The sequence below is a fragment of the Eubacterium sp. An11 genome, assembly GCF_002161065.1.
GTDB lineage: Bacteria > Bacillota > Clostridia > Lachnospirales > Lachnospiraceae > Anaerobutyricum > Anaerobutyricum faecale.
In genome coordinates this window covers 94,422-119,857 of record NZ_NFLV01000011.1, presented here as the reverse complement: position 1 = coordinate 119,857, position 25,436 = coordinate 94,422, and the positions used below count along the sequence as shown (strand labels likewise).

Annotated in this window: 15 protein-coding genes; 2 read left to right on the top strand and 13 right to left on the bottom strand. The window is 51.2% G+C overall.

Annotated elements, in window-relative coordinates; all coding sequences use genetic code 11:
• Positions 1-463: 463 nt before the first annotated feature.
• Positions 464-1,738, bottom strand: a complete 1,275-nt coding sequence (locus tag B5E53_RS10385; protein WP_162611889.1) for a M18 family aminopeptidase — start codon at positions 1,736-1,738, stop codon at positions 464-466.
• 142 nt (positions 1,739-1,880) lie between these two features.
• Between B5E53_RS10385 and B5E53_RS10380 the strand changes: the two genes are divergently transcribed.
• Entirely contained in the window at positions 1,881-2,360 is a 480-nt protein-coding gene (locus B5E53_RS10380) for a DUF5721 family protein (RefSeq protein ID WP_140401480.1), read from the top strand.
• 10 nt (positions 2,361-2,370) lie between these two features.
• On the opposite strand, the gene B5E53_RS10375 is transcribed toward B5E53_RS10380, so the two are convergent.
• From B5E53_RS10375 to B5E53_RS10355, 4 genes are all read right to left on the bottom strand, one after another.
• Positions 2,371-3,708 (bottom strand): S41 family peptidase, encoded by a 1,338-nt coding sequence (locus B5E53_RS10375; protein WP_162611888.1) that lies wholly within the window; start codon positions 3,706-3,708, stop codon positions 2,371-2,373.
• Between the two features lie 23 nt (positions 3,709-3,731).
• Complete coding sequence (locus tag B5E53_RS10370) at positions 3,732-4,820, bottom strand: helix-turn-helix domain-containing protein (protein ID WP_087314724.1); 1,089 nt, start codon at positions 4,818-4,820, stop codon at positions 3,732-3,734.
• A 177-nt stretch (positions 4,821-4,997) separates the two neighbouring features.
• On the bottom strand, positions 4,998-5,930 hold the full coding sequence (locus B5E53_RS10365; protein ID WP_087314722.1) for a WecB/TagA/CpsF family glycosyltransferase: 933 nt from the start codon (positions 5,928-5,930) through the stop codon (positions 4,998-5,000).
• A 253-nt stretch (positions 5,931-6,183) separates the two neighbouring features.
• Positions 6,184-7,698, bottom strand: coding sequence for a LytR C-terminal domain-containing protein (locus B5E53_RS10355; RefSeq protein ID WP_162611887.1), 1,515 nt, complete (start codon positions 7,696-7,698; stop codon positions 6,184-6,186).
• Between the two features lie 157 nt (positions 7,699-7,855).
• On the opposite strand from B5E53_RS10355, the gene B5E53_RS10350 reads away from it, so the two are divergent.
• On the top strand, positions 7,856-8,584 hold the full coding sequence (locus B5E53_RS10350) for an SDR family NAD(P)-dependent oxidoreductase (protein ID WP_343215631.1): 729 nt from the start codon (positions 7,856-7,858) through the stop codon (positions 8,582-8,584).
• 10 nt (positions 8,585-8,594) lie between these two features.
• On the opposite strand, the gene B5E53_RS10345 is transcribed toward B5E53_RS10350, so the two are convergent.
• From B5E53_RS10345 to B5E53_RS10310, 8 genes are all read right to left on the bottom strand, one after another.
• Positions 8,595-10,391: an aminopeptidase P family protein gene (locus B5E53_RS10345; protein WP_204245516.1), complete on the bottom strand. Its 1,797-nt coding sequence runs from the start codon at positions 10,389-10,391 to the stop codon at positions 8,595-8,597.
• Entirely contained in the window at positions 10,391-11,416 is a 1,026-nt protein-coding gene (gene galE, locus B5E53_RS10340; RefSeq protein ID WP_087314741.1) for a UDP-glucose 4-epimerase GalE, read from the bottom strand. Before galE ends, B5E53_RS10345 begins: the two co-directional genes overlap by 1 nt.
• A 45-nt stretch (positions 11,417-11,461) precedes the next feature.
• Positions 11,462-12,052 carry a cytidylate kinase-like family protein gene (locus B5E53_RS10335; RefSeq protein ID WP_087314714.1) on the bottom strand — a complete coding sequence of 197 codons (591 nt, stop codon included), beginning with the start codon at positions 12,050-12,052 and terminating at the stop codon, positions 11,462-11,464.
• Between the two features lie 66 nt (positions 12,053-12,118).
• Positions 12,119-14,503: a transglutaminase-like domain-containing protein gene (locus B5E53_RS10330; protein ID WP_087314712.1), complete on the bottom strand. Its 2,385-nt coding sequence runs from the start codon at positions 14,501-14,503 to the stop codon at positions 12,119-12,121.
• 24 nt (positions 14,504-14,527) lie between these two features.
• Entirely contained in the window at positions 14,528-15,685 is a 1,158-nt protein-coding gene (locus tag B5E53_RS10325; RefSeq protein WP_087314710.1) for a DUF58 domain-containing protein, read from the bottom strand.
• Positions 15,686-15,689: 4 nt separating this feature from the next.
• Complete coding sequence (locus tag B5E53_RS10320; RefSeq protein ID WP_087314708.1) at positions 15,690-16,634, bottom strand: MoxR family ATPase; 945 nt, start codon at positions 16,632-16,634, stop codon at positions 15,690-15,692.
• Complete coding sequence (locus B5E53_RS10315) at positions 16,631-23,443, bottom strand: leucine-rich repeat protein (protein WP_162611886.1); 6,813 nt, start codon at positions 23,441-23,443, stop codon at positions 16,631-16,633. The genes B5E53_RS10320 and B5E53_RS10315 overlap by 4 nt, the downstream gene beginning before the upstream one ends.
• A 47-nt stretch (positions 23,444-23,490) precedes the next feature.
• A complete protein-coding gene (locus tag B5E53_RS10310) occupies positions 23,491-25,251 on the bottom strand; it encodes an ATP-binding protein (RefSeq protein WP_087314704.1) in 1,761 nt (586 codons plus the stop codon).
• Between the last annotated feature and the right edge of the window lie 185 nt (positions 25,252-25,436).

The window sequence follows — 25,436 nt, the reverse complement described above, 5'->3', positions numbered from 1 at the left end:
CAGACTGGTACCTGGCTGTATTTCGTCAATATAAATCAGACGCCTGCGCTCACAGTCGTCGTCAAACCATATCAATACCTCGTCTTCTCCAAATGCAGTCTGCGTGCATAGAGATTTACGATTCAAACCGACAAAAGCGCTGCCTGTGCAGCTTGCTCTGCTGGTTCATGCCAGACAGACACGACTGTAAATTTTGGCATCCGCTGATTCGTCTGTAATCATAACCTGCTGTTTTGCCAACGTAGCACAAGATTTTTGTAAAAGTGGAACAAAGGCTTTTCAACAGGCAGATGACGTTTTGGACACATACGGCTTTCGACCGCGAGCTGTGAAGGAGGACGGATATAGTCATTTTACAACGATATCCCTGGTCAGTCCGACTGAGGGTCGAGCCGGGCGAATCCGTATGGGTTCTCACGTCATTGTCTGTCTGAGCGGATAGCTGTTGCCATCTTTACAAATCTCAATTCACAAAAAACGCCGTCACAATCTGACAGAGGGCTTCATAGTCAGAAAGCGCCATGGTCTCCCGGGCGGAGTGCATGGCCCACATAGGGATGCCGATATCGCAGCCCCGCATCGGGATGTGGGAGCCGATCATAGGCCCTAAGGTGCTGCCACCGCGGATATTGTTCCGGTCGTTGATGATCTGCAGGGGAACGTCATATTTCTCGGACAATCCCAGCAGGATGGCCTGCACTGCCGCGTCAGTGGCGTATTTGAATGTTCCGCTGGCCTTGATGGCAACTCCCTTGCCCACATAAGCCCGGGTGGTGGTATCACAGCGGTCCGGATAATTCGGATGCGCGCCGTGGGCTCCATCTACAGAGAGATACACGCTGTCTGCCATGGATGCCCGGAACATTTCCTCATCACAGCCCAGGGTACGGAATATCCCCTTGAGAATCCCCGTCAGCAGTTCCGAGTCTGCTCCGGAACGGGTAAAACTTCCCACTTCCTCGTGGTTGAAAAGACCGATGAGATTTATCCCGTTGCTGCGCTCTCCCTCCACCAGCGCTTCCAGCAAAGCGCTGACGGAAGCCAGATTGTCCAGGCGCGGACTTGAAACCAGTTCTTCTGTGATGCCGACCAGCTGCGGCTCATCGTAATTATAAAGATTGAAATCATAGCTTAAAATCTCCGAATCATCCACATCCAGCTCCTTCGCCATGAAATGCACAAAAGAGCCCTCCGTCCAGGCGGCACCGGATAAACCGGTTACCGGCATAAGCTCTCTCTGCCGGTCAATCTTCCATCCGTTACCCGCATCCCTCTGCATATGAGTGGCAATACCGGGAATGATGGCCACCGGTCGTTCACTGTCATAGGTCACCAGCTTCGGCCGGAAAATATCTTCTCCTTTGAGCGCTGCGGTTCCTGCCAGTCCCAGAGGGCGGTCAAACCAGGTGTGGTCCATCATACCTCCGTAGACCTCCACATTCAGCATATCGCTTTCCATGCTGCGAAATTCCGGTCTCGCCTTTACTTTGAAACAGGGCTGATCCACATGGGCAAAGGCCATTCGCACCGGCTGAATGTACGCCCTCTTGCGCCCCATGGTAAAAGCAAAGAGTACGTCAGGAAACGGCGTGATGAAGTACCGCCCGCCAAGCTTCGGCGCAAACAGACGATCGTAATACAGTTCTTCAAAACCTTCCTCCGTGAGATACTCCTTAGCGAAGGCAACCACCCGCTCCGGAGACGTTCCTTTTTTCAGACAATCAAATAATGTATTCATATTTTTCTTCCCCCATTCGGCTCTCTCCTGCATGATAAATCTGTTTGCAAAGCAAATCTGCTGTGATAAAATAACAGGCAGGATAGAGCGCTTCCGCTTTCTCTGTCCTGACAAAATCTTTGCAGATACAGGAGGTATATTCATGATTTCCGTTCCCATTACTGATGTAAAAAATTTTATGGCGCACCTGCTTTCCAGAGAGACCTTCGACCTGTTTTATCTGGTGGAAGCATCTTTTAAAAAAGAAATATCTTACCACATCGACGGTCATCTTAATGATGCATTCTTCGACACCGACGACCAACGGCCGGATCGGGAATACTGTCTCTGGAAAGAGGTGCGCCCTTTTGCTTTTTCGATAATCAAGGGAAAACGTCTCCCTCTCGGATGTAAAATTGTATTGGCACTGCCAAAGGCAACGGTTGCTTTCCTGATCAAAGAGAGCCTCTGCTCTTTCCGTGAAGAGGACATCGAGGGAATCTACCTCAACATCCTCTATGAACCGGAAAATCTTATGATCACCACCGGTATTTCCTACCGGACATTTTCTCTGGATAAATCCCTGGAACAGGATGTGGATGACCACATGAAAAACTTTCTCAGGAAACGGGGTATCTGCTGACAGACGATATTTAATTCTTACCGGAAAGCACCCGATACGCTTCCTGAAGCTGTGTGTCTTTTGTCTCGTCATCCTGGGCTGCCGCCCATTCCTCATCACTCATCTCCACCGTGATATCCGGGGTGATGCCCACCTCGTGGATATCATTGCCCAGCGGCGTATAATACTTGGAAACAGTCATCTTAACGGCGGAGCCATCCGGCAGAGGCATGATATTCTGTACAATTCCCTTGCCGTAAGTGGTCTCTCCCACCACAGTGGCAATCCCATAATCTTTCAGACATCCTGTCATGATTTCGGAAGCACTGGCGGAATTCTCATTGACCAGAAGAACCACCGGCAGATCCAGCACATCCACAGAATCACTGTTATATTCCGTCCGGCTGCCATTCTTATCTTCCGTGTATACAATCAGTTTCTCATCCGGAACAAACCTGGATACCATATCCAGACAGGCGGTGAGAAGCCCTCCTCCGTTATCTCTCAGATCAATGATCAGGCTGGTCATTCCTTCTTCAGAGAGAGAGGTCAGCGCCTCATTGAACTGCTCCGATGTATTCTCCACAAACTGGGAAACGGCAATATAGCCAATCTTATTCTCTTTCATCTCCCAGGTGACCGTCTCCATCACAATCTGAGATTTATCTACAGTGATCTCCATGGTCTCACTGTCTCTTAAGACAGTCAGAACCACTGGTTCCTTATCCTTTTTGATGGCAGAGACGGTATCCTGCAGACCAAGCTTCGAGGTATCTTCCCCGTCCACCGCCATGATCACATCATCGGCCTGCACACCTGCGTTATAGGCCGGTCCGTTTTTATTGACCTGTTCCACAACGACATATCCTGTATCGGCATCCTGCCGGACTGTCACGCCGATCCCCACATACTCGCCGGAATCCTCTTCCATAAGCTGCGAATATTCTTCCGCATTGTAATAGGCCGCATAGGGATCATCCAGTCCGGCTATATATCCTTTATAAATATAGTCCTCCAGATGTTCACCGTCCGTATCATTTAAGAAAAAATGATCCACATACGCTTCCAGCATGGAAAGCTTCGTCATGACCCGGAAATTATTTACACCGCTTCCGGACCCGGCAAACAGCAGCACAACCTGTCCGACCACAAAGCCTCCCACTGCCACCACCAGCAGCAGCACAGCCATTTTCAGGCGGGAGGTCCACCTCCCGGGCTTCTTCGGCGTCACATCCTCCAGATCCCTGCCCGTCATCTCCTCCTGTCCCGGATAGACATACCGGGGATTCCTGTCCCCGTCATCTCCGGCGGAAGGATTCTCCGCAGCGGGACTGCCGATATCTGTGTTTTCAGTGTTTTCAGGTTCCATTTCGTTATTATTTCTTTCCATCATTAATACTCAGCTCGCTCCATATATTTCATGTATTTTACTACCATGAGGGCAATCTTGAATGTGATGGCGTCTTCAAAGACACGAAGGTCCAGATTGGTGCTCTTCTGCAGCTTATCCAGACGATACACGAGGGTATTTCTGTGGATGTACAGCTGTCTGGATGTCTCAGATACATTGAGACTGTTCTCAAAGAACTTGTTGATGGTCATGAGAGTCTCATCATCAAATTCATCCGGGGAACGTCCCTCAAATATCTCTTTGATAAACATTTTGCACAGCGGCAGCGGCAGCTGATAGATCAGACGGCCGATTCCCAGACGGTTGTATGCCACCACGCTGTTTTCCGGATAGAAAATCTTGCCCACATCCATGGCCATCTTTGCTTCCTTATAGGAACGGGACACTTCTTTGATCTCGTTCACGATCGTGCCGTAGGCCACATGTACCCGGGTCATCGCTTCTGTGTTGAGCATATCCACAATCACTTCCGCAGTCTTATGAAGCTCATTATAGCCCTCACCAGCCTTCACTTCTTTTACGAGGATAATATTCTTCTCGTCAACGGCTGTGATAAAATCTCTGGTCTTAGTGGAGAAAATGCTTCTCACTGTCTCAAAGACATTGTTATCTTTGTCATTCTGTGTCTCAATGATAAAGACGCAGCGGCGCACATCGGTCTCGATGTGGAGCTTCTTGGCGCGATTGTAGATATCCACCAGAAGCAGGTTATCCAGAAGAAGATTCTTGATAAAGTTATCTTTATCAAATCTCTCCTTGTAGGCCACCAGCAGATTCTGAATCTGGAATGCTGCCATCTTTCCAATCATATAGACGTCATCTGTCTCGCCCTTCACCAGTATGATATATTCCAGCTGGTTCTCATCAAATACTTTAAAAAACTGATATCCCTGCAGCATCTGACTCTCCGCCAGAGACTCGGCAAAGACGAGAACTGCTTCCTTATACTCCTCCACAGCATCCAGGGTAGACGCCAGGGGCTTACCCTCTGTATCCATCACACATAAATCAATTCTTGTAATAGCTTTAATTCCATCAATCGTATCCTGCAAAATCTGATTTGAAATCATAGTGTTCCTTCCTCTCCGAACTCAGTTCTAGTGCTTTTGTATAAAAAAGTAAGACTTATTTGTTATTCTAATACAAATTATCGAAAAAAAAAAGAGGGAAATACATAAAAATGTACAATCCCTCTCTCTTTTTTGTATCAAATTGATAACAATTTATATATTTCCCGCTTTTCCGGCCTATTTTTCCTGATTATTTTCTGTATCTGCGTCTGCGGAAACACCGCCGGAAACTGTCTCCTCATCCGTATCTGCGGAAATGCTGCCGGAAACCATGCCATCATCCGCGTCTGCGGAAATGCTGCCGGAAACCGCGCTCTCATCCGCGGCGGTACTGCGGCCGGGAGCTTCCGGTGAAACTTCCCCTCCGGCATCTTCCAGCACTTTCTGCTTGAAAATGGAACCGACTACAGTTTTCCGGATGATGGATTCCCGTTTCAGGCGGAACCAGAGATCGTCCAGATGAAGCGCCTGAATCAGAGGGGGGGCGTTTTCCGTCTCTTTCCGGATCAAAGGCTGCACTGACTCAATGCAGATACAAAGCCGGGTGTTCATCATGGCCGCATAGTCCCTGATGAACATTATCTGCTGCTCCACCGGCAGACAGAGGAACACAATGTCGGGAATATTGGCATTGATCTCATTGACAATCTTTCCCGGATCTTCTCCGCTCTCCGTATCAAAAACAATGCCGTTCTGAAAAATATCCGGATAGGACGTCCCGATATATTCCTTCAGAGAATCCAGATGCTCCTGTTTTTCCATGACCGCATAAATTTCCCTGCTCTCTCTGTTCAGCTTTGCAAACAGTCTTTTCAGATATTCGTCGGCAAACTCACCGATTCCCTTCCGGTCCTCGCTGTCATTGCGCTGATGACGGACTGCCATCTCCACATGACTGTCGCCGGGCAGCACCAGCTGGCAGTTTCCAATGATCTCCGCTGCCCCTGGCTGATTCTGACAATACAGAGAGCTTTCCGCCGAATGGAAAAAGACGACCTCCAGTCCCTTTCTCCTCATATAGTCCATGGTCAGATTCACTGCTTTTTCCGCACGCATGACCGACACATCTGTGCCAAGCACATTTACTTTTCTAGAAGAATGTTCTTTCATCCCTATGGTCCTTTCCAGGCGTTCTTTCTTCTCTCCCTCTCACCATTGCCTTCATGCACCACAGAAGCCGGGCCGCGGCAAAACTGCCGGAACCCGGCGCTGATGCACCCTGGCTGCCGTGCATATATCCGCACTCTGTGACCGGGCATCAGTTGATGATCTGCAACAAAGATGCACCCTGGCCGCCGTGCATACATCCGCACTGCCGCCCGCACTCCGGACGCTATCACAGCCCGGCGTCCGTTCTCACCGATTATTCCGCGGAATCCGTATCAAAATTATAGGAACCGCCATAGCCGCTGTCTTCCTTAGAAGTATCCTCCTCATCGCCGCTGTCGGTGTCTTCCTCGTCGTCATAGCTGTCAGACTCATCTTCATCGGTGACGTCTTCCCCGTCATCGCCGTCTTCGGTACTGCTGTAAGAAGATCCGTCAGCTCCGCCAACATCGGTGCTGTCTGTACCAATATAAATCTGAATATCTCCACCGGTATCAATATCATCCACTTCAATGGTTGCATCCGGGAAGTAAGTAAGAAGATCCTCTCCCATACCTTCTTCCGTAACCACGATCCGTGTGGTGGACAGAGGTCCCTCGTCCTGATAAGAATCTACCAGACTGATCGTATATCCTTCCTCTTCCAGATATGCCTCCCACTGAGCGGCAAGACCGGCCACATAAGCAGCATTATAAAGTTCAATAGAATAGTCTTTGGAATCCTGTCCGGACGCTGTACTGGTCCGTGTATCGCTCTCACTGCTGCTGTCCTTTTCCGACTTGCTGTCAGAAGAAGTCGTCGTATTCTCCGCCTGCTGTGCCAGGGTGGAAATCTGCAGCTGTACGATCTGAGAATCCACTGTGAACACGCCATCTGATTCCGAACCCTGAAGGATACGGATCGTAATATCATCCGGGTCCAGCTGCTCAAAGATCTGTTCCTCATTGGAACGGTCTCTGTCAACGCTGGATTGTACCAGACTGGTATATTTTCTGTAGATAGCGCTGCCGCTGTTCTCTTCAAACAGAGTGCTGAAGAATGACTGAAGATACACATTGGTCCGCTCCAGACGGGAGGATTCCTGTGTCTCCGTTCCATCCAGATATGTGAGAAGCGCCGCAGCCTCCTCGCTGTCAACCTCTGTCTGTCCGCCTTTGATCACCTGAAGCACACCCTTCTCATCCCGATAGGAAAAATCATCGTCCACTTTATAGGCAACCTCATCCGCCATATCAAGGAAACTGGTGAAATTCTCCTGCGTCATCACATCATAGCCGCTGAGCGTCAGTCCCGTCACATTTTCCACAATGGAAGAAATCATCTTGTATTTCTCATCGCCAAACGCACGGGATACATCGCTCAGGTTCACGGTATTCTTTGCTTCCGGCATCTCCTTCTGAATCTCTTTGAGGATGCTCTGTCCCACTGTTACCTGGGCGTTGGTCGGAATCAGAAGAATATCAAGAACGTAATTCTTCGTATTCAGCATATTGAGAGCCATATACTCTTTTCCGCTGTCCGCGCTGTCAACAAAAAAGAGGGTGCTCCTCATATTAGTTTCGTCAATCTTCGTCTCCTGAACTTCCCCGCTGCCGGTATTGGTTATGGTATTGCTGCCCCCTGCAAACTCTCTGAGGTCATACAAGCTTCCGGTCAGATAATAGGTCACGCCCTCAAAGGAAGCGACGGCAATCACAACCATCAATACCAGTACCACCAGTATTCTTAGAAGAATGGAGAAGAATCTTACAATCAAGCTTGGCTTTTCCATCATAGCCCTCCTATTCGATTTTATCTGTTAAGTATAGCAAACTTCCATTTCTATTTCAAGTTTTGACATAAATTCCTGAAATAGAAGTGGAAAATTGTTATGAATCCTATTATAATCAAGGGAATCAAAAAAATAAACTTCCATCCGGAAAGGAGACATGATCATGAAAACAGCAGTCATCACCGGCGCTTCCAGGGGGATCGGCCTTGCCACCGCCATCCGGCTGGCCGGACAGGGCTACCATCTCGTCATCAACAGCGGCCATAACAGGGACGCTCTGCAGGAAGCCGCCTGCACACTGGAACAATTCACCCGGGTTGAAACTTATTTCGGGGATATTTCCCGGGAAGAACACGGAGAAGGAATGATCGCCCGTGCCATCGACGCCTTTGGTCACATTGACCTTCTGATCAATAACGCTGGTATATCCCACATCGGCCTTCTGTCTGATATGAGCGCCGCCCAGTGGCATCAGGTTATGCAGACCAATCTGGACTCCGTCTTTTTCACCTGCCGGGCAGCGATCCCGCATATGGTCCGCCGCCAGCAGGGCAAAATCTTGAATATTTCCTCCGTATGGGGAGAAGTGGGTGCTTCCTGCGAGGCGGCATACTCCGCATCCAAAGGAGCCGTCAACGCACTGACCAAAGCCCTTGCCAAGGAACTGGCGCCCTCTCACATCTCCGTCAACGCCATCAGTTTCGGCATCATCGACACGGTCATGAACCAATGTTTTGATGCGGAAGAGCGACAGGCTCTGGCCGAAGAGATTCCCGCCGGACGTTTTGCTTCCCCCGAAGAGGCGGCATCTTTCTGCTGTCAGATCGCCGAAGCTCCGGAATATCTCACCGGCCAGGTCATCCGCTTTGACGGCGGCTGGATTTAGTATATTCCTGTCATTGCTTTCCGTGGGACTTTGTCACTTCTTTCAGCCAGCTTCTCTCTTCTTCATCCAGATACGGAGCGATGGTCTCGCAGACCTTTTTATGATAAGCGTTCAGCCAGCTGATTTCCTTTTCTGATAACTGTTCCCAGAGAATCGCATCCCGCTCAAACGGCACCATGGTCAACGGTTCAAATCCCATGAACGTGCCGTAAGCGTTGGTCTTTTTTCTGGCACAGACCAGGAGATTTTCCAGCCGGATCCCGAACTTTCCTTCCAGATAAATGCCCGGCTCGTCGGAAGTGATCATCCCCTCTTCCATGACACAGTCATTACCCCGGGAAGCGGCCGGGCGGTACCGGAAACTGTTCGGCCCCTCATGGACACTCAGCAGATACCCCACGCCGTGGCCGGTGCCATGATTGTAATCAAAGCCCCGTTCCCACAGCGGAGTTCTGGCCAGCACATCCAGACTCATTCCCGTGGCTCCGCGAAGAAATACCGCGTTCGCCAGACAGATATGTGCCTTTAACACCATGGTGTACATTTCCTTCTGCTCATCCGAGAGCGGTCCAAGCGCGATGGTTCTCGTAATGTCCGTAGTTCCCTCTTTATAATGTCCTCCGGTGTCCGCCAGAAGAAATCCTTCCGGGCGCAGAGGCACATCCGACTGCTCGTCGGCGGAATAGTGGACAATGGCTCCATGCTCTCCGTAAGCCAAGATAGGATAGAAACTCGGCCCGATATAATCCTCCTGCTCTTCCCGCAGTTCCTCCAGCCGGACAGCGGCGCTCAGCTCCGTGACCGGTTCTTTTCCTGCGTGCTTTTTGAGCCAGTAAATGAATCTGGTCACCGCGACGCCGTCCCTGACGTGCGCAGCCCGCTCATTCTCCACTTCCACTGGATTCTTGACTGCCTTCAGAAGCAGCGTGGGATTCTCTCCGTCAAAAGCCTCCACCTCCGGAGAAATCCGGCGAACCAGAGCATCATTTACATGATTTTCATCATAAAGAAGACGTGCGCCTGCCGGGAGAAGACTGACATCCTCATAGATTGCATCGTACTCCCGCACCTGCACGTCTGATTTCTCAAGATATTCTCTGACGGCATCCGTCAGCGCTTCTTTCTGCACATACCAGCGCACTTCCTTCTGACTCATCATCAGATAAGAAAGCACCACCGGCGTACATGCCACATCATTTCCTCTTATATTCAAAAGCCAGCAGATATCTTCCAGAGCAGCCAGCAAAAACCAGTCTGCCTTCTCTGCCCTGAGAAGCCGTCGTACTTCCTGTATCTTTTCACCGACGCCGGCTCCGGCGTACTGTTCCTCCAGTATCCAAACCGGCTCCCGGGAAATGGCCGGGCGGTCCGTCCAGATATCCCCGGCAAGATCCAGATCACTGCGGACGCTCACCCCGCCCGGTTCCAGAATCTCTCTCAATTCCCGGGCAGCACTTGCCATGACACAGCGGCCGTCAAAACATAAAGTCTCTCCCGGCTGCATTTCTTTTCTGAGAAACTCTTTTACCGACGGCACTCCCGGCTGACCGGAACGATACAGGGTGATGCCGCTGCCCGAAAGCTGGGCTTCCGCCTGCAGAAAATACCGTCCGTCGGTCCAGAGTCCCGCCGTATCTTTCATGACCAGCAGGGTTCCGGCAGAGCCGGTAAAGCCGGAAATATATTCCCGGCTTTTAAAATAATCTCCCACGTATTCAGAACCATGGAAATCATCGGTCATGATCAGACAGGCATCCACCTGTTCTTCCTGCATCCGTCTGCGCAGACGGACAAGCTCCTCCCGCATTATTTCTGCTCCTGACTGGTCTGATATCCGTCCGGATTCATGGACTGCCAGTGATAGGAATCCCGGCACATTTCTTCAATACCGTATTTTGCTTCCCATCCAAGCTCCCGTTTTGCCTTGGAAGGATCGGAGTAACAGGTGGCGATATCTCCTGCCCTTCTCGGTTTGATCTCATAAGGGATCTCCTTGCCGCAGGCCTTGCTGTAAGCCTTCACCACATCAAGGACGCTGTAGCCGTGGCCGGTACCCAGATTGTAGATGCTCACACCCGGTTTCATATGGCGCAGCGCCTGTACATGTCCTGCCGCCAGATCCACCACATGGATGTAATCTCTGACACCGGTTCCGTCCGGCGTATCATAATCATCTCCGAAGACGCCCAGCTTCTCCAGCTTGCCTACTGCCACTCTGGCGATATACGGCACCAGATTGTTCGGAATACCTTTCGGATCTTCTCCAATAAGACCTGAGCTGTGCGCACCGATCGGGTTAAAGTAACGGAGCAGTGTCACATTCCACTCCGGATCACTCACCTGAATATCTGTGAGGATCTGTTCGATCATAGACTTCGTCTGTCCGTATGGGTTAGTGATCACGCCCTTTGGACAATCCTCTGTGATCGGCACGAAAGCCGGATCACCGTAAACAGTTGCGGAAGAACTGAATACCATCTTCTTGCAGTCAAACTTACGCATCGTATCACAGAGCAGCAGAGTGCCTGTAAGGTTATTGTGATAGTATTCAATCGGTTTCTCCACGGATTCTCCCACTGCTTTGTAACCGGCAAAATGAATCACCGCTTCCGGTCTTTCTTTTTCAAAAACCGTCTCCAGCATATCCTGGTCCAAAAGATCTCCCTCGTAGAAAGTCAGGGTCTTTCCCGTAATCTTTTCCACGCGGCGCAGAGCCTCTTCACAGGAATTGTAGAGATTATCCACAACCACAACTTCATAATCATTATTTAACAGTTCCACACAGGTATGACTTCCGATATATCCAGCTCCACCGGTTACTAAAATTTTCATGATGTTTCTCCTTTTTGAATTCTACTGCTGTTAGTTTCTCTGATTTCAGTTGGCCGCTTCCACGATAAGCTCCACACATTTTTCAATGCCCAGGCTTCCCCGGTTCAGCGCAAGATCATAGTTCTGGGCCTTGCCCCACTCCTGGCCGGTAAAGTACTGATAATTCAGTCCTCTTCTCACATCCATGTCATGCACACGGTTCTTCTCTTTCAGGAGAACCTCGCCGTACATCTCCCGGATGCGTTCCTCTTTCGTCTCCTCATCGGCATAGAGGAACACCCGGAGGCAGTCTTCCCGGTCCTTTAAAATGTAATCCGCACAGCTTCCGACGATGACGCATGGCGTCTCTTCCGCAAACTTGCGGATAATCCTGGTCCTGGCATGCCACATTCTCTTGAGCGGAGAGGACTCTTCATCTTCCAGGTCCACGAAAGAATAAGCAAAACGATGGTCCGAAGAAGGCGCGAACTCTCCATAGTGTTCCACGTACTTTTCCTTCAGTCCGGTTTCTTTGACAATATTTTTGATAATGTCTTTGTCGTAAAACGCAATGCCCAGCTTCTCCGCCACCTGTCTTCCGATGGTCCTTCCGCCGCTGCCAAACTCTCTTCCAATCGTAATAACTCTCTTCTTCATCAATTCACCTCATTATTTGTCTGTCAGATTTTTTCAGTTTCAGAATAGCATTTCACTTTCCAAAAGTCAATGACAGTACATATAGCGATACAACAGTTTTTTCTTCCAGGAAGCCTGCGCATATAATTCCGTCTTCATTTTTTTCGTAAACTTCAGAAGAATTCTGCTTTCATTGGGGAACAATTCTTTCTTTCCGAAAATATTTTTCTGGATGATCTGAATAACACGAATATATTCTTCTTCTTTGATGGCAGAAAACTGTCCGCAGATTTGCTCAGTCAGCATATACGGATACCGGAAATTCTCCCGGATACCGGCACAGCGAAGCATGGCACACATGGATTCGTAAGTAAACGACGCCAGTTTCTCCGGATATTTTTTCTCTTTTCCGGTCCGGATTCCAATTCTCACAAGCCTCTGTAGTTCCAGAAGAAGGAAAATTCCCAGGCCGGACAAAATGATCAGCAGAACAATTCCGAGAACATTCCACGGCACCTCCGCCAGCGGTCCTTTCTCCTGTTTTTCTTCTGCCCCGGACAAAATCTCGTCGGCCTCCACGGCGGCGCCGGTGTCTGATTTTTCGATTTCTTCTTCCCGAATATCAATATAATATTCCGGAGCGTAAACTTCCTGGTAAAAACCCGGAGTTACTTCCACCGGAGTCCAGCCCACTCCGTCAATATAAATTTCTGCCCAGGCATGGCCGTTTTTCTGTGTCAGCTGGCAGGAATCCGCCCCTTCCGCCTGCAGGCGTTCCGCCATGTCTTCACTGACATAATATCCTTCCGCATAGCGGACCGGAATTCCCAGCGTCCGGTAAGCAAGCACGGCTGCCGTGGCGAAATGTACTGCGTTTCCCTCTCTGTGCTCTTCCAGAAGCCAGGTGACAAAATCTTTTCCCTCCGGCACTTCTTCCGTCCGGGGCTCATACTCTACCAGCGCCGACAGCATCACGCGGATTCTCGCAGTAGCGTCATAGAGGTTCACGGTCTCCTCCTGTTTCCAGCTTTCTCCGGAGAAAAACAACCGATTGATTTTTTCTTTTATTGTCTCATCCACATCCAGATAATACTGGTAGACAAAAGAACGATATACCCCTTCCGCCTGAATATACTGCTCTTCCGCCGGTGTCTCTCCTTTTTCCAGCCAGTCAGGAGCCTGGGGCAGTTCCTGTGCTGTCCGGGCGGGAAGATTCACAAATTGATATTCCCTTTCCCCGAAAAATCCGCGGGAAAGCAGCTGCCAGTCCTGATTGCATTTATAATCCGCACGGGTCACTGCCTCAACGGTCTCCGGCACATAGAGATAACGCCGGTCCGCGCCCCGGTTGATCACATGCACCGTCTGGGCATCCAACGTTTCCGAAACATCCTCATCTTCCGGAGAATCTTTCTGCCCATCCCCCGGGATATTCCCACTGCCGCCTCCCGCCGACTGGCAGGCCGCCCAGGCGAAAGCCGGAAGGAACTGACGGCTCTCCAGCCAGTCAAGCATTCCTTCCTGACGTCCCGTATAATCATCACCCGGAAGCTGCCGCCAGGACTGTCCGTCGTATTCCGCACCCACAAATCCCCGCAGATGCATTTCCTGTGCCTGATCAAAGGAAAGTTCCAGGGTTTCCTTTTCTTCTTCCCGGGCTGTCTTTCCCGTAAGACTTCCGGCTCTCCGGAGATCTCCTTTTGGCAGAGAGTCTTTTCCGAAACGAAAATCATGGATCGCTGTCTCTATCTGTTCCCGGGTCCGGTCCACCCAATGGCCTGGCTGATAACCGGACAAAAGGAGCCCGCCGCCCCATCCGAACAGCAGCGTCAGCACACAGATACAGAGGGGAATTTTCTGATTACGCCGGTTTCCCGCCCGGCTTCCGGTCCACACGCCCAGCCATCCTGCCAGCAGAAGAATCACCGGATAAAAAGATGGATTGCCCTGCAGCAGACATCCGGCCGCAAGAATCACAAAGACTTCACCGGTCAGAAGCCCCAGCCACTGCCTCCATACACCATATCCTGTAAATATGCCCACCAGGATTCCGAGAATGCACACTGCTGGAGCCAGGTCTTCCTGCTTGTCCGAAGAGAGGCCATAGAGAGGCAGATAGGTATCAAAAATCATATTCCATTTTTTCAGCACCGTATTGGCAATGCTCAGCATTCCCTGGATGACCGCTTCCATGCGAAAAAACAGCAGCACAAATGCCGCTGTCAGCAAAAAAAGCGGCAATATCACTTCCAGTGCCTTTTTCCGCTGGGAAAGAATCACCAGCACTGCCGCCCCCGCGCTCACGGCCAGAAAGAGGAGATTTCCCCCGAAGGGGATCAGTTCTCCCAGAAGGCCCGCCGCGCCGGACAGCAGCAGTCCACTGCATAAAATGGATATTGCCGCAGCATAACATCCTGTCCTGTCCTTATTCTGTTCTTTCTCCGCCGTCATGGCGGCTGTTTCTTTTTCCATATGACTGCTCCTGATCGATGATTTCTAAATATAAATATACCGGCTGTGATCCGGGTCGCTCTCAGAGAGGGCCAGCATTTCATACCCGCCGCTGCTGTCAGTATAATCTTCCTTTTTTTCCACAGGAAGAATCACTGTGAGATTCACCTGGCTTCCCAGGGTCTTCAAAAGAGCGTCGTCAATCTCCGCCGTCACAAAAATAACTTTGGTATATTGAAACTGCCGTCCCATTTTCATAAAACTCCGGATAACCGCAGACGGCTCCTCAGAGGAACGCATGCCCATCATACTGTCCCTGACCTTCATGCTGTCCGTTCTTGAGCAGACTGGCATCTCCAGCAGTTTCCCATCTGTCATGCATCCCACCTGATGCTCCATATCCAGCCGCAGCAAAGCTTCGCTCACCGACAGAGCGAGGACAGCCACCTGCGTGATCCTCCGGTCCGGCACCCGGTTTCTGCCGGCCAGCGAAAATAACAGGATCGTGTCAAAACTGGCCGGGCGGCTGAATTCCCGGACCAGAAGCTTTTCCAGTTTCGTGGACAGTTTCCAGTGGACAGCACGGATACTGTCTCCTTCCTGGTAGTTTCTCAGATCAAAGATTTCCGTGGCGTCATGACCGCGGATATCCTCGTCATAGATATCCCCCGTCTCTTTGGATTTCGGTCTTTGCCGGAGCATGAGATTCACCGGAACCAGCGCCGGATAAATCATCATGACCTGCTCCTGATGAAAAGACTTCTTTACGCGAAACAGACGAAAACTGTCGTAGCAGTAAATCTCCTCCAGACGAATCTTCATTTCTCCGCAAAGCTCAGTCGGCAGCGGCATCATGAACGTTTCCTGCCTTCTGGTTCCCGGATAAACAGACATCCATTTCTTCTCCCGCCGGTCAAACATGCGGTTATATACGGTCACTGGTATCACCAGCTGTCTGGCAATCCACCCTGCTTTTTTTGTGACCTTAAAATGTACGGCCGCTTCCTGTCCCGTGGAGCAGGACACCGGCAGTGCCAGTTCCAGACAGAGTGTATGTACCCAGACGGCTGTCAGAAAACCGGAGAGTAAGGGAAAGAAGACGAGCAGGCAGAGCGCCAGCAGAACCTGCGCCGTGTTGGTCCACAGGAAAAGCAGAATCGTCGCCAGCAAAACGATGCCATAATATATTCTGTACTTTCCCATACGCCTACCTTCCCCATCCCAGAGACGGCGGTTCCACCTCCCGCAAAATATCTTTGAGAATCATTTCCGCCTTCTGCCCCTCAATTTTCGCCTGCGGTTTCAAAACGATACGGTGCGCGCAGACATCGATAAAGATTTCCTGCACATCCTCTGGGATCACAAAATCTCTTCTTCTCAAAATCGCGCAGGCTCTCGACATTTTCAAAAGTGCGATCACTCCCCGGGGACTGACGCCCAATTCAATCCCTTCGTGTTTTCTGGTCGCCTCACAGAGCACCGTCATGTAGCGGAGAATCTCCTCGGTTACCGTGATGGATGTCAGATAGTTCTGGATTTCCAGCAGATCATCACGGTCTATGATCTTTTTCATATCCTCCAGCGGATCCTGGTACATTTTCCGCTGCAAAATCTGAATCTGCTCCTCCGTATTCGGATATCCGATACTCAGCCGGACCATAAACCTGTCCAGCTGAGATTCCGGCAGCCGCTGCGTGCCGGCAAATCCCAGTGGATTCTGCGTGGCAATACAGATAAACGGATGCGGCAGCCGGTGGGTAACGCCGTCCACAGTCACATTTCTCTCTTCCATGGCCTCCAGCAGTGCCGACTGTGTTTTGGCTGAAGTACGGTTGATCTCATCTCCCAGAAACAGATGACACATCACCGCACCGGAACGATAGATCAGCTTTCCCGTATTCCGGTCATAGGTACTGAATCCGATGATATCTGACGGAAGCGTATCCGGCGTAAACTGCACCCTTTTATACTCAAGGCCCAGCGCCTTTGAGAACGCCAGCGCCATGGTTGTCTTTCCGACTCCCGGCGCGTCTTCCAGCAGGATATGTCCGCCCGCATAAATGGTCATCAGCACCTTTTCCACCACATCGTCCTTGCCGACCAGCACCTTTCCTATCTCCCTGATGATCTGTCCTGATTTTTCAACTATCATTGTCTCTGCCCTTCCCTGTCCTGATTATATATTTTTCCGGTACTCTCTCCGGTATGGCTTGTTTCTGTCCTTCCGTTTCCGGCATTGTCCGATGCCGGGGTTTTCCCTTCCGGCGTGCTCTCTTTGGCGGTATCTCCCTCCGTCTCGTCTTCTGCCGGGGCTTCTCCTTCCGGAGTACTCTCTTCTGCCGGCGTTTCCCCTTCCGGAGTATTTTCTTCTGCCGTATCTTCCCCGGCTTCATCTTCCGCCGGCGTTTCCTCGTCCGGAATACTCTCTTTTGCCGTATCTTCCCCGCTTCCGTCTTCCGCCGGCGCTTCTTCGCCCGGAGTATTTTCTTCTGCGGTATCTTTCTTTGTCTCTTCCGGATCCGGAACGTTTTCTTCCGGGATATCTTCTTCCATACAATCGGTCCCGTTCTCCCCGTCTTTTTGCTTATCATCCGCGGTTATATTTTCCGCTTCTTCCCAATGTCCATTCACCCGGAGATAGCGAATACCGTTTTCTATTTTTTCTGTGCCGTCCTCGCTGACTGCCATGAGGATGCGCTTTCCGGCACCCTCGCCGTATTCCTCATCCAGCTGCGCGCCCCATTGTCCCAGATAATCCTGATAGGAAGCCAAAGGCACGCGGATTCTCACGCCATCATCCACCGTTTTTCCAAAAATAGTTTCACCCAGAGCAAACGGAGAATATCCATGCACCGTCAGTGTCTCAAAGGAACTGCAGCCTTCCAGCATACCGCTGCCCAGAGAGCGGACGGTCTGCGGCAGTTCCAGCGTCGTCAGGGACGTACAGTTTTTAAACGCCTCTTCGCCGATGCTCTGCAGCACATCTCCCTCTATGAATATACTCGCCAGACGGGTACAGTTTTCAAATACTCCTCTGCCGATGGTTTCCACCCGGTTCGGAATCACCAGAGAGGCCAGATTCCTGCAATCTTTGAAACTGCCGTCCCCGAGACCCGTGCAGTAAAGGGTGCTGGAATTGTAAATCTGCGCGGATGATACGCTGGTCGGCACTTTAATGGCGGTCATTTCTTTTTCCTGTCCCGGATGGATCAGGTATAAAATGTTATTCACTGCCCGGTACTCATTTCCGTCCTGAGAAATCATCCGGGAAACAAGAGTCGGATATGTATCCTTCCACGCTTCATAATAGCGCAGATAAATCTCTCCGTCGTCGCCGGCCGGGATATACACATTCACCCGGTTCTGTTCTTCCTGACTTAAAATATTTTCTCCCAGTTTCGGCGGATTGACTCCGTTAAAGGACAGCATTTCCAGCGCAGTGTCTCTGAACACAGCCCTTCCAAAAGCTTTGATCTTTCCCGCAAAAGTAGCCTGTACCAGAGAAGAACATCCCTCATAAGCGCTGTCGTCCACCGTCTCCAGATTCGGCATATTGGACCAGCTTATGGATGTGATCTTTTCACATTGATAAAACGCTTTTTTGCCAATCCGTGTCACGGAATTCAGCAACGTTCTTGCCAGGGATACCGATTCCAGATTCCGGCAGCCGCTGCAGAACTCATCCGGCAGCTCCGCCGCCCGCCCCTGCAGTGACAGGGAGGTCAGCGAGGTGCAGTCTTTAAGCATACCCGTTCCATAGCTTTGTACCGTGGACGGAATCAACATCTGATCGGATTTTCCCTCTCCGGTATTCTCTCCCACCAGAGAACGGCAGCCGGCAAAGGCGTAATCGCCGATTTCTGTCAGAGCTGTGGTGGAAAAGCTGGTAAGGTCCACGGTTTTCAGCGAGGTACAGTCCGCAAAAGCATGCGCGCCGATCCGCTCCACTGTGTAGGCACTGTTGACCACTGTAAGGCTTTCACAGCCCTCGGCGGCTCCGTCCGCCACTTCCGACGTTCCGAGGAAAATGTTCAGCTCTCCTGCAAAGGACTTCGGCACATAATCAAGCAGGATCCGCTCTGTCCCGTCTGACACATGAACGCCGTACAGAACGCCTCCCTGTACTTCTCCCATCTGTCCGTAGGAGCGTACAGGGAAATTTCCCTGCTCTTCATAGTAGGCTTTGTCCCCCTCGGATACCCAGAGCGCAAAGGAGGAAATTCTTCTTCCCTCTCCAAACAGAGAAGCCGGCAGCTCCATCCGGAGATTTCCCGGGATCAGGAGCACTTCCAGACCGGAGCAGTTTTCCAGCGTCCCCTCCGGGAATTCCCGCAGAGAAGCCGGCAGTTCCAAAATAGCAAGATCCTCACAGGTGCGCAGGGCATCCTCGTCGATTTCCGTGGTATTTTCTTTCACGGCAAAACTGCGGTCCGTCATGGTGATCACCTGCAGCAGCCGGAAACTGCCATCCGCTTTGCGCGCGTACAGGCCGCCGTTTTCCACAAACGTCTCCTCTCCCATTTCCCGGTCCTGAATGATCGTGATCGGGGATTCTCCTGTAAAAATATTCAGAAGCGCCGTCCACCAGCCCAAAGACAGCCGGTAGGCGTTACGCAGTCCGTGATTCTCCGTATATGGTACATAAATGGCCAGCCGGCCGTTGTTCTTGGTTCCCGCCAGGGCGCTGGCATCCACCGATACCACCTTATCCCGGCGGCAGATACTCATATCCGACAGACTGTCGCAATCCGCCACGGCACGCGCTTCTATGGAGACAAGGCTCTCCGGCAGCAGCAATGCCTCCAGAGATCTGCAGCCGTCAAACGCATTTTCCGGCAGAACCTGGATTCCGGTGCCGGAAAGCACCGCACTTTTCAGAGACGTACAACCCGTAAACGCTCCGCTGCCCAGCGATGTCAGCGCTTCCGCACGGCCCACTTCCAGTTCTTCCAGCGCCGTACATCCCGCAAACGCCCGTCTTCCAATCTGCTGTATGGATGATGGGAGATCTGCACACGTAAGAGCCGTGCAGGCGGCATAGGTCTGACCGTCCATTTCTTCCGAGGAGAAGACACCCTCTCCCAGAGAAGTAAGTTCCGTCAGTAATTCCAAATTCGTCAGCGTCTCCAGAGAAACACAGCCGGAAAAGGCATGACTTCCCACAGACCGCAGGTCTGCGCCCGCCATGAATACAACGCTGCGCATGGAACGGCAGCCGGCAAAACAATCTTCCGGAATCTCCCGCAGCTGAGACGGGATCCACATGGAACTCAGATAGGTACAGTTCATAAACGCGCCTCTTCCGATCTCCTGCAATCCGCTGAAAAAAGAAAGCGTCTGAGAATAACGGGAACAATCTGCAAAGGCATAGGCTCCGATGGATTCACAGAAGGCGGCATATTCACGGGTAATGCTGGTCCGCATACCGGAACATCCCCGGAAACAGGAATCGCCGATTTTCCGGACTCCTGCCTGGAAATATACCATCTGGAGCGACCGGCAATTTTCAAACGTATAAGCGCCGATGGTCGCAATGCTCTGACCGCTGTTGTCTCCAAAATAAACCGCTTCCAATCTGCTGTTCTCAGCGAAAACGCCATCCCCCACCACGGAGGTATCGCCCAGCCATGTCACTGTTTTCAGCGCGTCGCAGCCAAAAAAGGCTTTTTCTCCAAGAGAAGTACACGCCTTTCCAATCAGCACTTCCTCAAGTCCTGTACATCCGGAAAAGGCGTACGCTCCTATTTTCCTGATCTGATTCATCTGCGCCGCTGCGATGCCCGTTATCGTTTTGCAGCCGGCAAAAGCTTTCCGGCCAATCTCCGTGACATTTTCCGGCAGAGAAACACTGCCCGCCGTGTCCGTCGGTACATTTCGCACCGCGCATCCGCCGTCGTCTTTCGTTTCACATACCATTCTGTCCCGGGCAAAATACCGGCTGCCCGCCAACAGTTCTGTCTGCCGGGGCAGTTCCGGCGTCAGGTCCTCATTTCCCAAAACAACCGTCTCCAGCGCATCACAGCCGGCAAAAGCCTCAGGAATTTCTTCCAGATCCGGATGACTCAAAACAAGAATCTCCAGTCCGGTACAGTTGTCAAACGCATGTTTTCCCACCCGGGTCACATCCGGCAGCTCCAGATAAATCAGATTCTGACACCAGGCAAAGGCGCCGTCCGCCACATTGTTCAGGGTATATCCTGACGGAATTTCATATTCTTCCAGATCTTCCGGCACACTGCAGAGTGTCAGCGCATGGTCATCCTGTTCCAGATAAGCGCAGCCCTGTCCGTCAATAAACAGGGAGCCTTCCGCCAGAGTGAGCATACTCTCCGCCATCTCGGCTCCATAATCCTCGGTGAACCGTCTCACCCATCCGGACGTCTGGTTCTGGGCCAGAGAAATATAAAACCTGATGCCCCGGGGCGCCTGTTCTCCGGCCACATACCGGTCAATCTCTATGGGCTCATCCCCGCTGATCTGAACGCCCTGCAGGGATTCCCCCTCCAGAGTGGCAAAACTACAGCTTTCCAGCCGCCCGATATTCTCTCCCACATTGACAAACTGAACCTCTCCCGGCTCAGCGAAGGCGTAGGGTTCTATACCCTCCACATCTTCCGGCACATTATAAATGTTTCCGCTGTCTCTGGTAATGAAGGCAAGGCTCCGGGAACCGCCGGAAACAGCATACACATCTCCGCCGTTATTCTCATACCGGTCTGACGCGTGATCTTTCGTGGAAATACACGCCGACGCCGCACCGGCCGCTCCCAGTTCCTCGTCAAAAACCGCTCCCCAGGAAGACAGATATCTTTTATAAATCAGATCTTTCACCACGCCGGTTTCCGTCTCCGGCACTTCCACCTGCACCTGACAGCCGCTGCCGCCAAATACCGGTGCCGTTTCTGATCTGACAAGCTCCGGAGGATTCTGCCCGTGCATGGTGATCTCGAGAGTCTCATTATCTTTTGTTCCTTCCGCCGCATCGGACAGAGCGCCCTCCGCAATGGTCTCTACCGTTTCTTCTATATCAAAGCTCTGACAATCCGCCGGGACTTTCCAGAGAATGGATTGATCCCGGGAGTACAGAAGACCGTCTTCTGTACTGAAAATGTGATTTTTCTCCGAATTGTCCACACTGCTTTGTCCCAGCGGAAACAGAGAATATTCTTTCAGCATCGGAAACTTCTTTCCAGCAGCAGACAGGTTAACACTGTTTACCGTAGCTGACAACGCCAGCACCTTCACCCCTCCGGCCTCCTCGGAAATCTGAAAATCTTCTCCAAGATCCACACGGGTGATTCCGTAAGGCACATCCAGGCGCTCTGTTTTTTTGTCAGGTACATAGCCGGTCAGCACCTGGTCATCCCCTTCTGTCTTTACCAGATACCCTTCCGATAAAAGCGGAGCCAGGGGAATTGCATACATGATCTGTGTATGCTGCCCTTCCCGGAACGTATAAGAAATCTCCCGGTTGTCCACCACTGCCGGATAACGGGAAGACCAGCCATAGAACAGATCTGTCAGGTATCCGTCCGCATTGGTCATATATTTTCCGTTTTTCTGTAATCTCTCCACCATCTCATTATACGGACATCTGCCGTCATAAGTTCCGTTTAACACCACTGTTTTGTCATCCGTATAAATGGTATCCAGAACAGTATTCTCATCATACATGACAGTCAGTCTGTAATCCCTGACGCTGTATCGGACGGCGTCTGTTCCGCGGAGCACCACCGAAGATCCCTCGCCGGGACCGCAGTATAAAATATCCGCCGTCCACTGGCTTCCATCTTCTTTTTTAGCTGCCACGCCGCCGGTCTCTTCCGGGAATTCAATCTGATAGTTCTTTTCGTCGGGAAGATATACCTCCTGACCACCCTGCACTGTTCTTCCGTAAACATCAAGAGTGATAGCATTTCTGATGGACGCATCGTTGATCTCCTGTCCCTGAAACAACGTCTCCCCCGTCACATACATCGGGGAGGAATTGTAAGACACATGCATCCCTGTATAACGGATATAATCATTTTTGATCACACAGGTCACCGTGCCGGTCAGTCCCTGGCAGGTGACAGTCAGAGAAAAGCTCTTATTCACATCGGCATCTGTGAGTCTGTGGGCATACTCCTCCGGAATGGCCTCCAGAGTAAAGTCCGTCTCCTCCTCTGTCTTTTTGTTGGATGGATTCCCTTTTTCCACCCAATGGGATGTCACCGTGATATTTCCTCTGACATAAGACTCCGATGGCACCTGCTCCTTATAAAGGGAAACGGCATCCTGATTGCGGTAATAGGTAACTGTGAGCTCTTCCGCCACCCAGGCGCCTCCTTCTTCTCCACCATCCGGGTGGGAAGAACCGTTATTTTCTCCATCTCCGTCGCTGCTGCTGTCGCTGCCGCCTTCCTCACCGGAATCCCCCGGCGTGTTTCCCGGTTCCTGTCCGCCCGGCTGAGGAGCGGCATGGTCCGGCTGATCTGACTCTTCCTGCTGTCCGCCCGGCGTTTCTTTCCGGCTGTCCTCACCGGTTTTCTCCGGAGTGCCGGCATTTTCGTTGTCCCCGGTTTTTGTCTGCCGTTCCATACCTTCTCCGACCTTCTGATCCACATAGAGGATTCTCTGCTCGTTTCCCTCCTCTTTTCTGTCCGTCTGCTGTTCCCCGGACTGCTCGTTCAGATCAAGGTTCTGAATCTTTTTTTCCTGATTCTCTCCCTGCTCAAAAGAATTCTCCTCGGTGCTGTCATCTTCCCCCTGGTCCCTGCCATCTTCCTGCAGTCCATATCCTTCCGGATCAAATTCCTCATCCTGTTCTTCCCGCTGTGCAAAGGAGTCGGGATTGAACATATTCTGAAGCTTTCCCGCCCGCAGTGCGACCACCAGGCACAGGAGTAGCACCAGAAGTACCAGAAGCAGCGCCGGCCAGAACCCTTTTTTCTTTTGTAAATATTCTTTGATCTTATTCATTCTCCATACTCCCTCTGCCCGCGGCCGTGGAAAACTCCACATGCAGACTATCCTTTGTGCTCAACGCCCACCTTCCGGCTGGCATTCCACGCATTGCGGCTGTCACGGACGGCCGCCCCCATCTTTTTCTTCAGCTCATTAAAATCTATCGGTTTGGCGATATGATCATTCATCCCCACCGCCATGGAATGTCTCTTATCCTCCACATAGGAATTGGCGGAAAGCGCATAAATCGGAATAAACCGGGCATCCTTCCGGGGCAGCTTCCGTATCTGTTTTGTCGCTTCCCATCCGTCCATCTCCGGCATCTGGATATCCATGAGGATCACATCGTAAAAACCTTCCTCGCTGGCTGTGAAAGTTTCCACCGCCTGCAGTCCTGTGAGAACCCGGTCAGTGTGCACGCCGGCCTTATCCAGAATCGCCATGGTGATCCTGGCATTGATATCATTATCTTCCGCCAGCAGCACATGGGCGCCTTTCAGGTACCAGAATTCTTCTTCCTGCTCCGGCACTCTGCCGCTTCGGACCTCTTTTTCCCGCGCGCCGCTCTCCTCCGGCTCTGCCACCGGCAGCGATAAAAACACCGTAAAATCACTGCCTTTGCCCACCTCGCTGTCAATGACAATCTGCCCGCCCATCAGACGGATGATATTATCCGCAATGGACATGCCCAGACCACTCCCGCCGTATTTTTTGGCGATCATGCTGCTCTCCTGCTCAAAAGGCCGGAAAATGTGCGTCAGAAACTCCGGCTCAATGCCCTTTCCGGTATCTCTCACCTGAATCATCAGGCGCAGATGATTCTCAATCTTCTCCATCTGACGAAAAGTGAGGATCACGCTTCCTCCCGGTTCCGTAAATTTCACGGCGTTGGACAGAAAATTGATGATCACCTGGCTCAGACGCATCTCATCTCCGGTGACCCACCGGATATCAAATCCTTCCACCCGCAGTTCAAAATGCAGGTTCTTTTCCCGGATGGTCTTCTGGAACATGGCACGAAGCTTCTGCGCCATGGCGATCAGATCAAAGCTCTCCTGTTCCAGCTGAATCTTTCCACTCTCAATCCGTGTCAGATCCAGAATGTCGTTGATCAGATTCAGAAGAAACCGGGACAGATTCTGCGTCTTATCCAGATACTCCCTCAATGCCTCCGTATTGGACAGATCCATCTTCGCCAGTTCCAAAAGCCCCAAAATCCCATTCATCGGCGTGCGGATCTCATGGGACATCTCCGAGAGGAACTCTGTCTTGGCATCATTCTCTGCCTCCGCATGGGAAAGTTTCTCCCTAAGACTATTTTCTTCCGCCTTCCGCCTGGTAATATCTTCTATGACTATGGTAAAAACATCTGTGCCGGCCGAATAATCCACCCGCAGAAAGGCGTCTCCTTTTTTTTGATTTTTTCTGTTTACATAGGGGAAATCCACTTCCAGAGGTTCTTTTCTGTCCCATCCCCTGTAAAGCTTCTCCAGTTTGCCGGATTCCTCCGCCTCCATGCACCGGGCAATGGCAAAGACGTCCGTAAGGATATCGCTTTTATCCAAACCGAGAATCCGCTCCACATTATCGGAAACAAACAGCGGGAAGGCATCTTTTCCCCGCACCAGAACATACACCTGAAATGGATTGTCAGACAAAAAAGAATATAACTGATGTGCTTCTGTGACGTGTCCGCGTCTCTCTGTATTTTTTCGCAAAATATATCTGATCAGTCCGGCCGCCGCCACCACCGCCGCCAGCAGAATGAAAAACGCCAGCAGGAAATCAGCACGGGCCGCCAGACTATTTGTAAACTCTCTCATGCTCTCTCCCCAAAAACATTATTTTTTATAAATTATACAACCTGTAAAAGAGTAGTGTCAACGCAATACGTAATGATTCTGCAAACAACAGCTGCCATAAAAAAATTCCGCGGGGTTTTCTGCGAAAGAGAAAAATCTCAATGAATTTTCCCACAAAAAAGGCCAGACACACTCCACAACTGTTT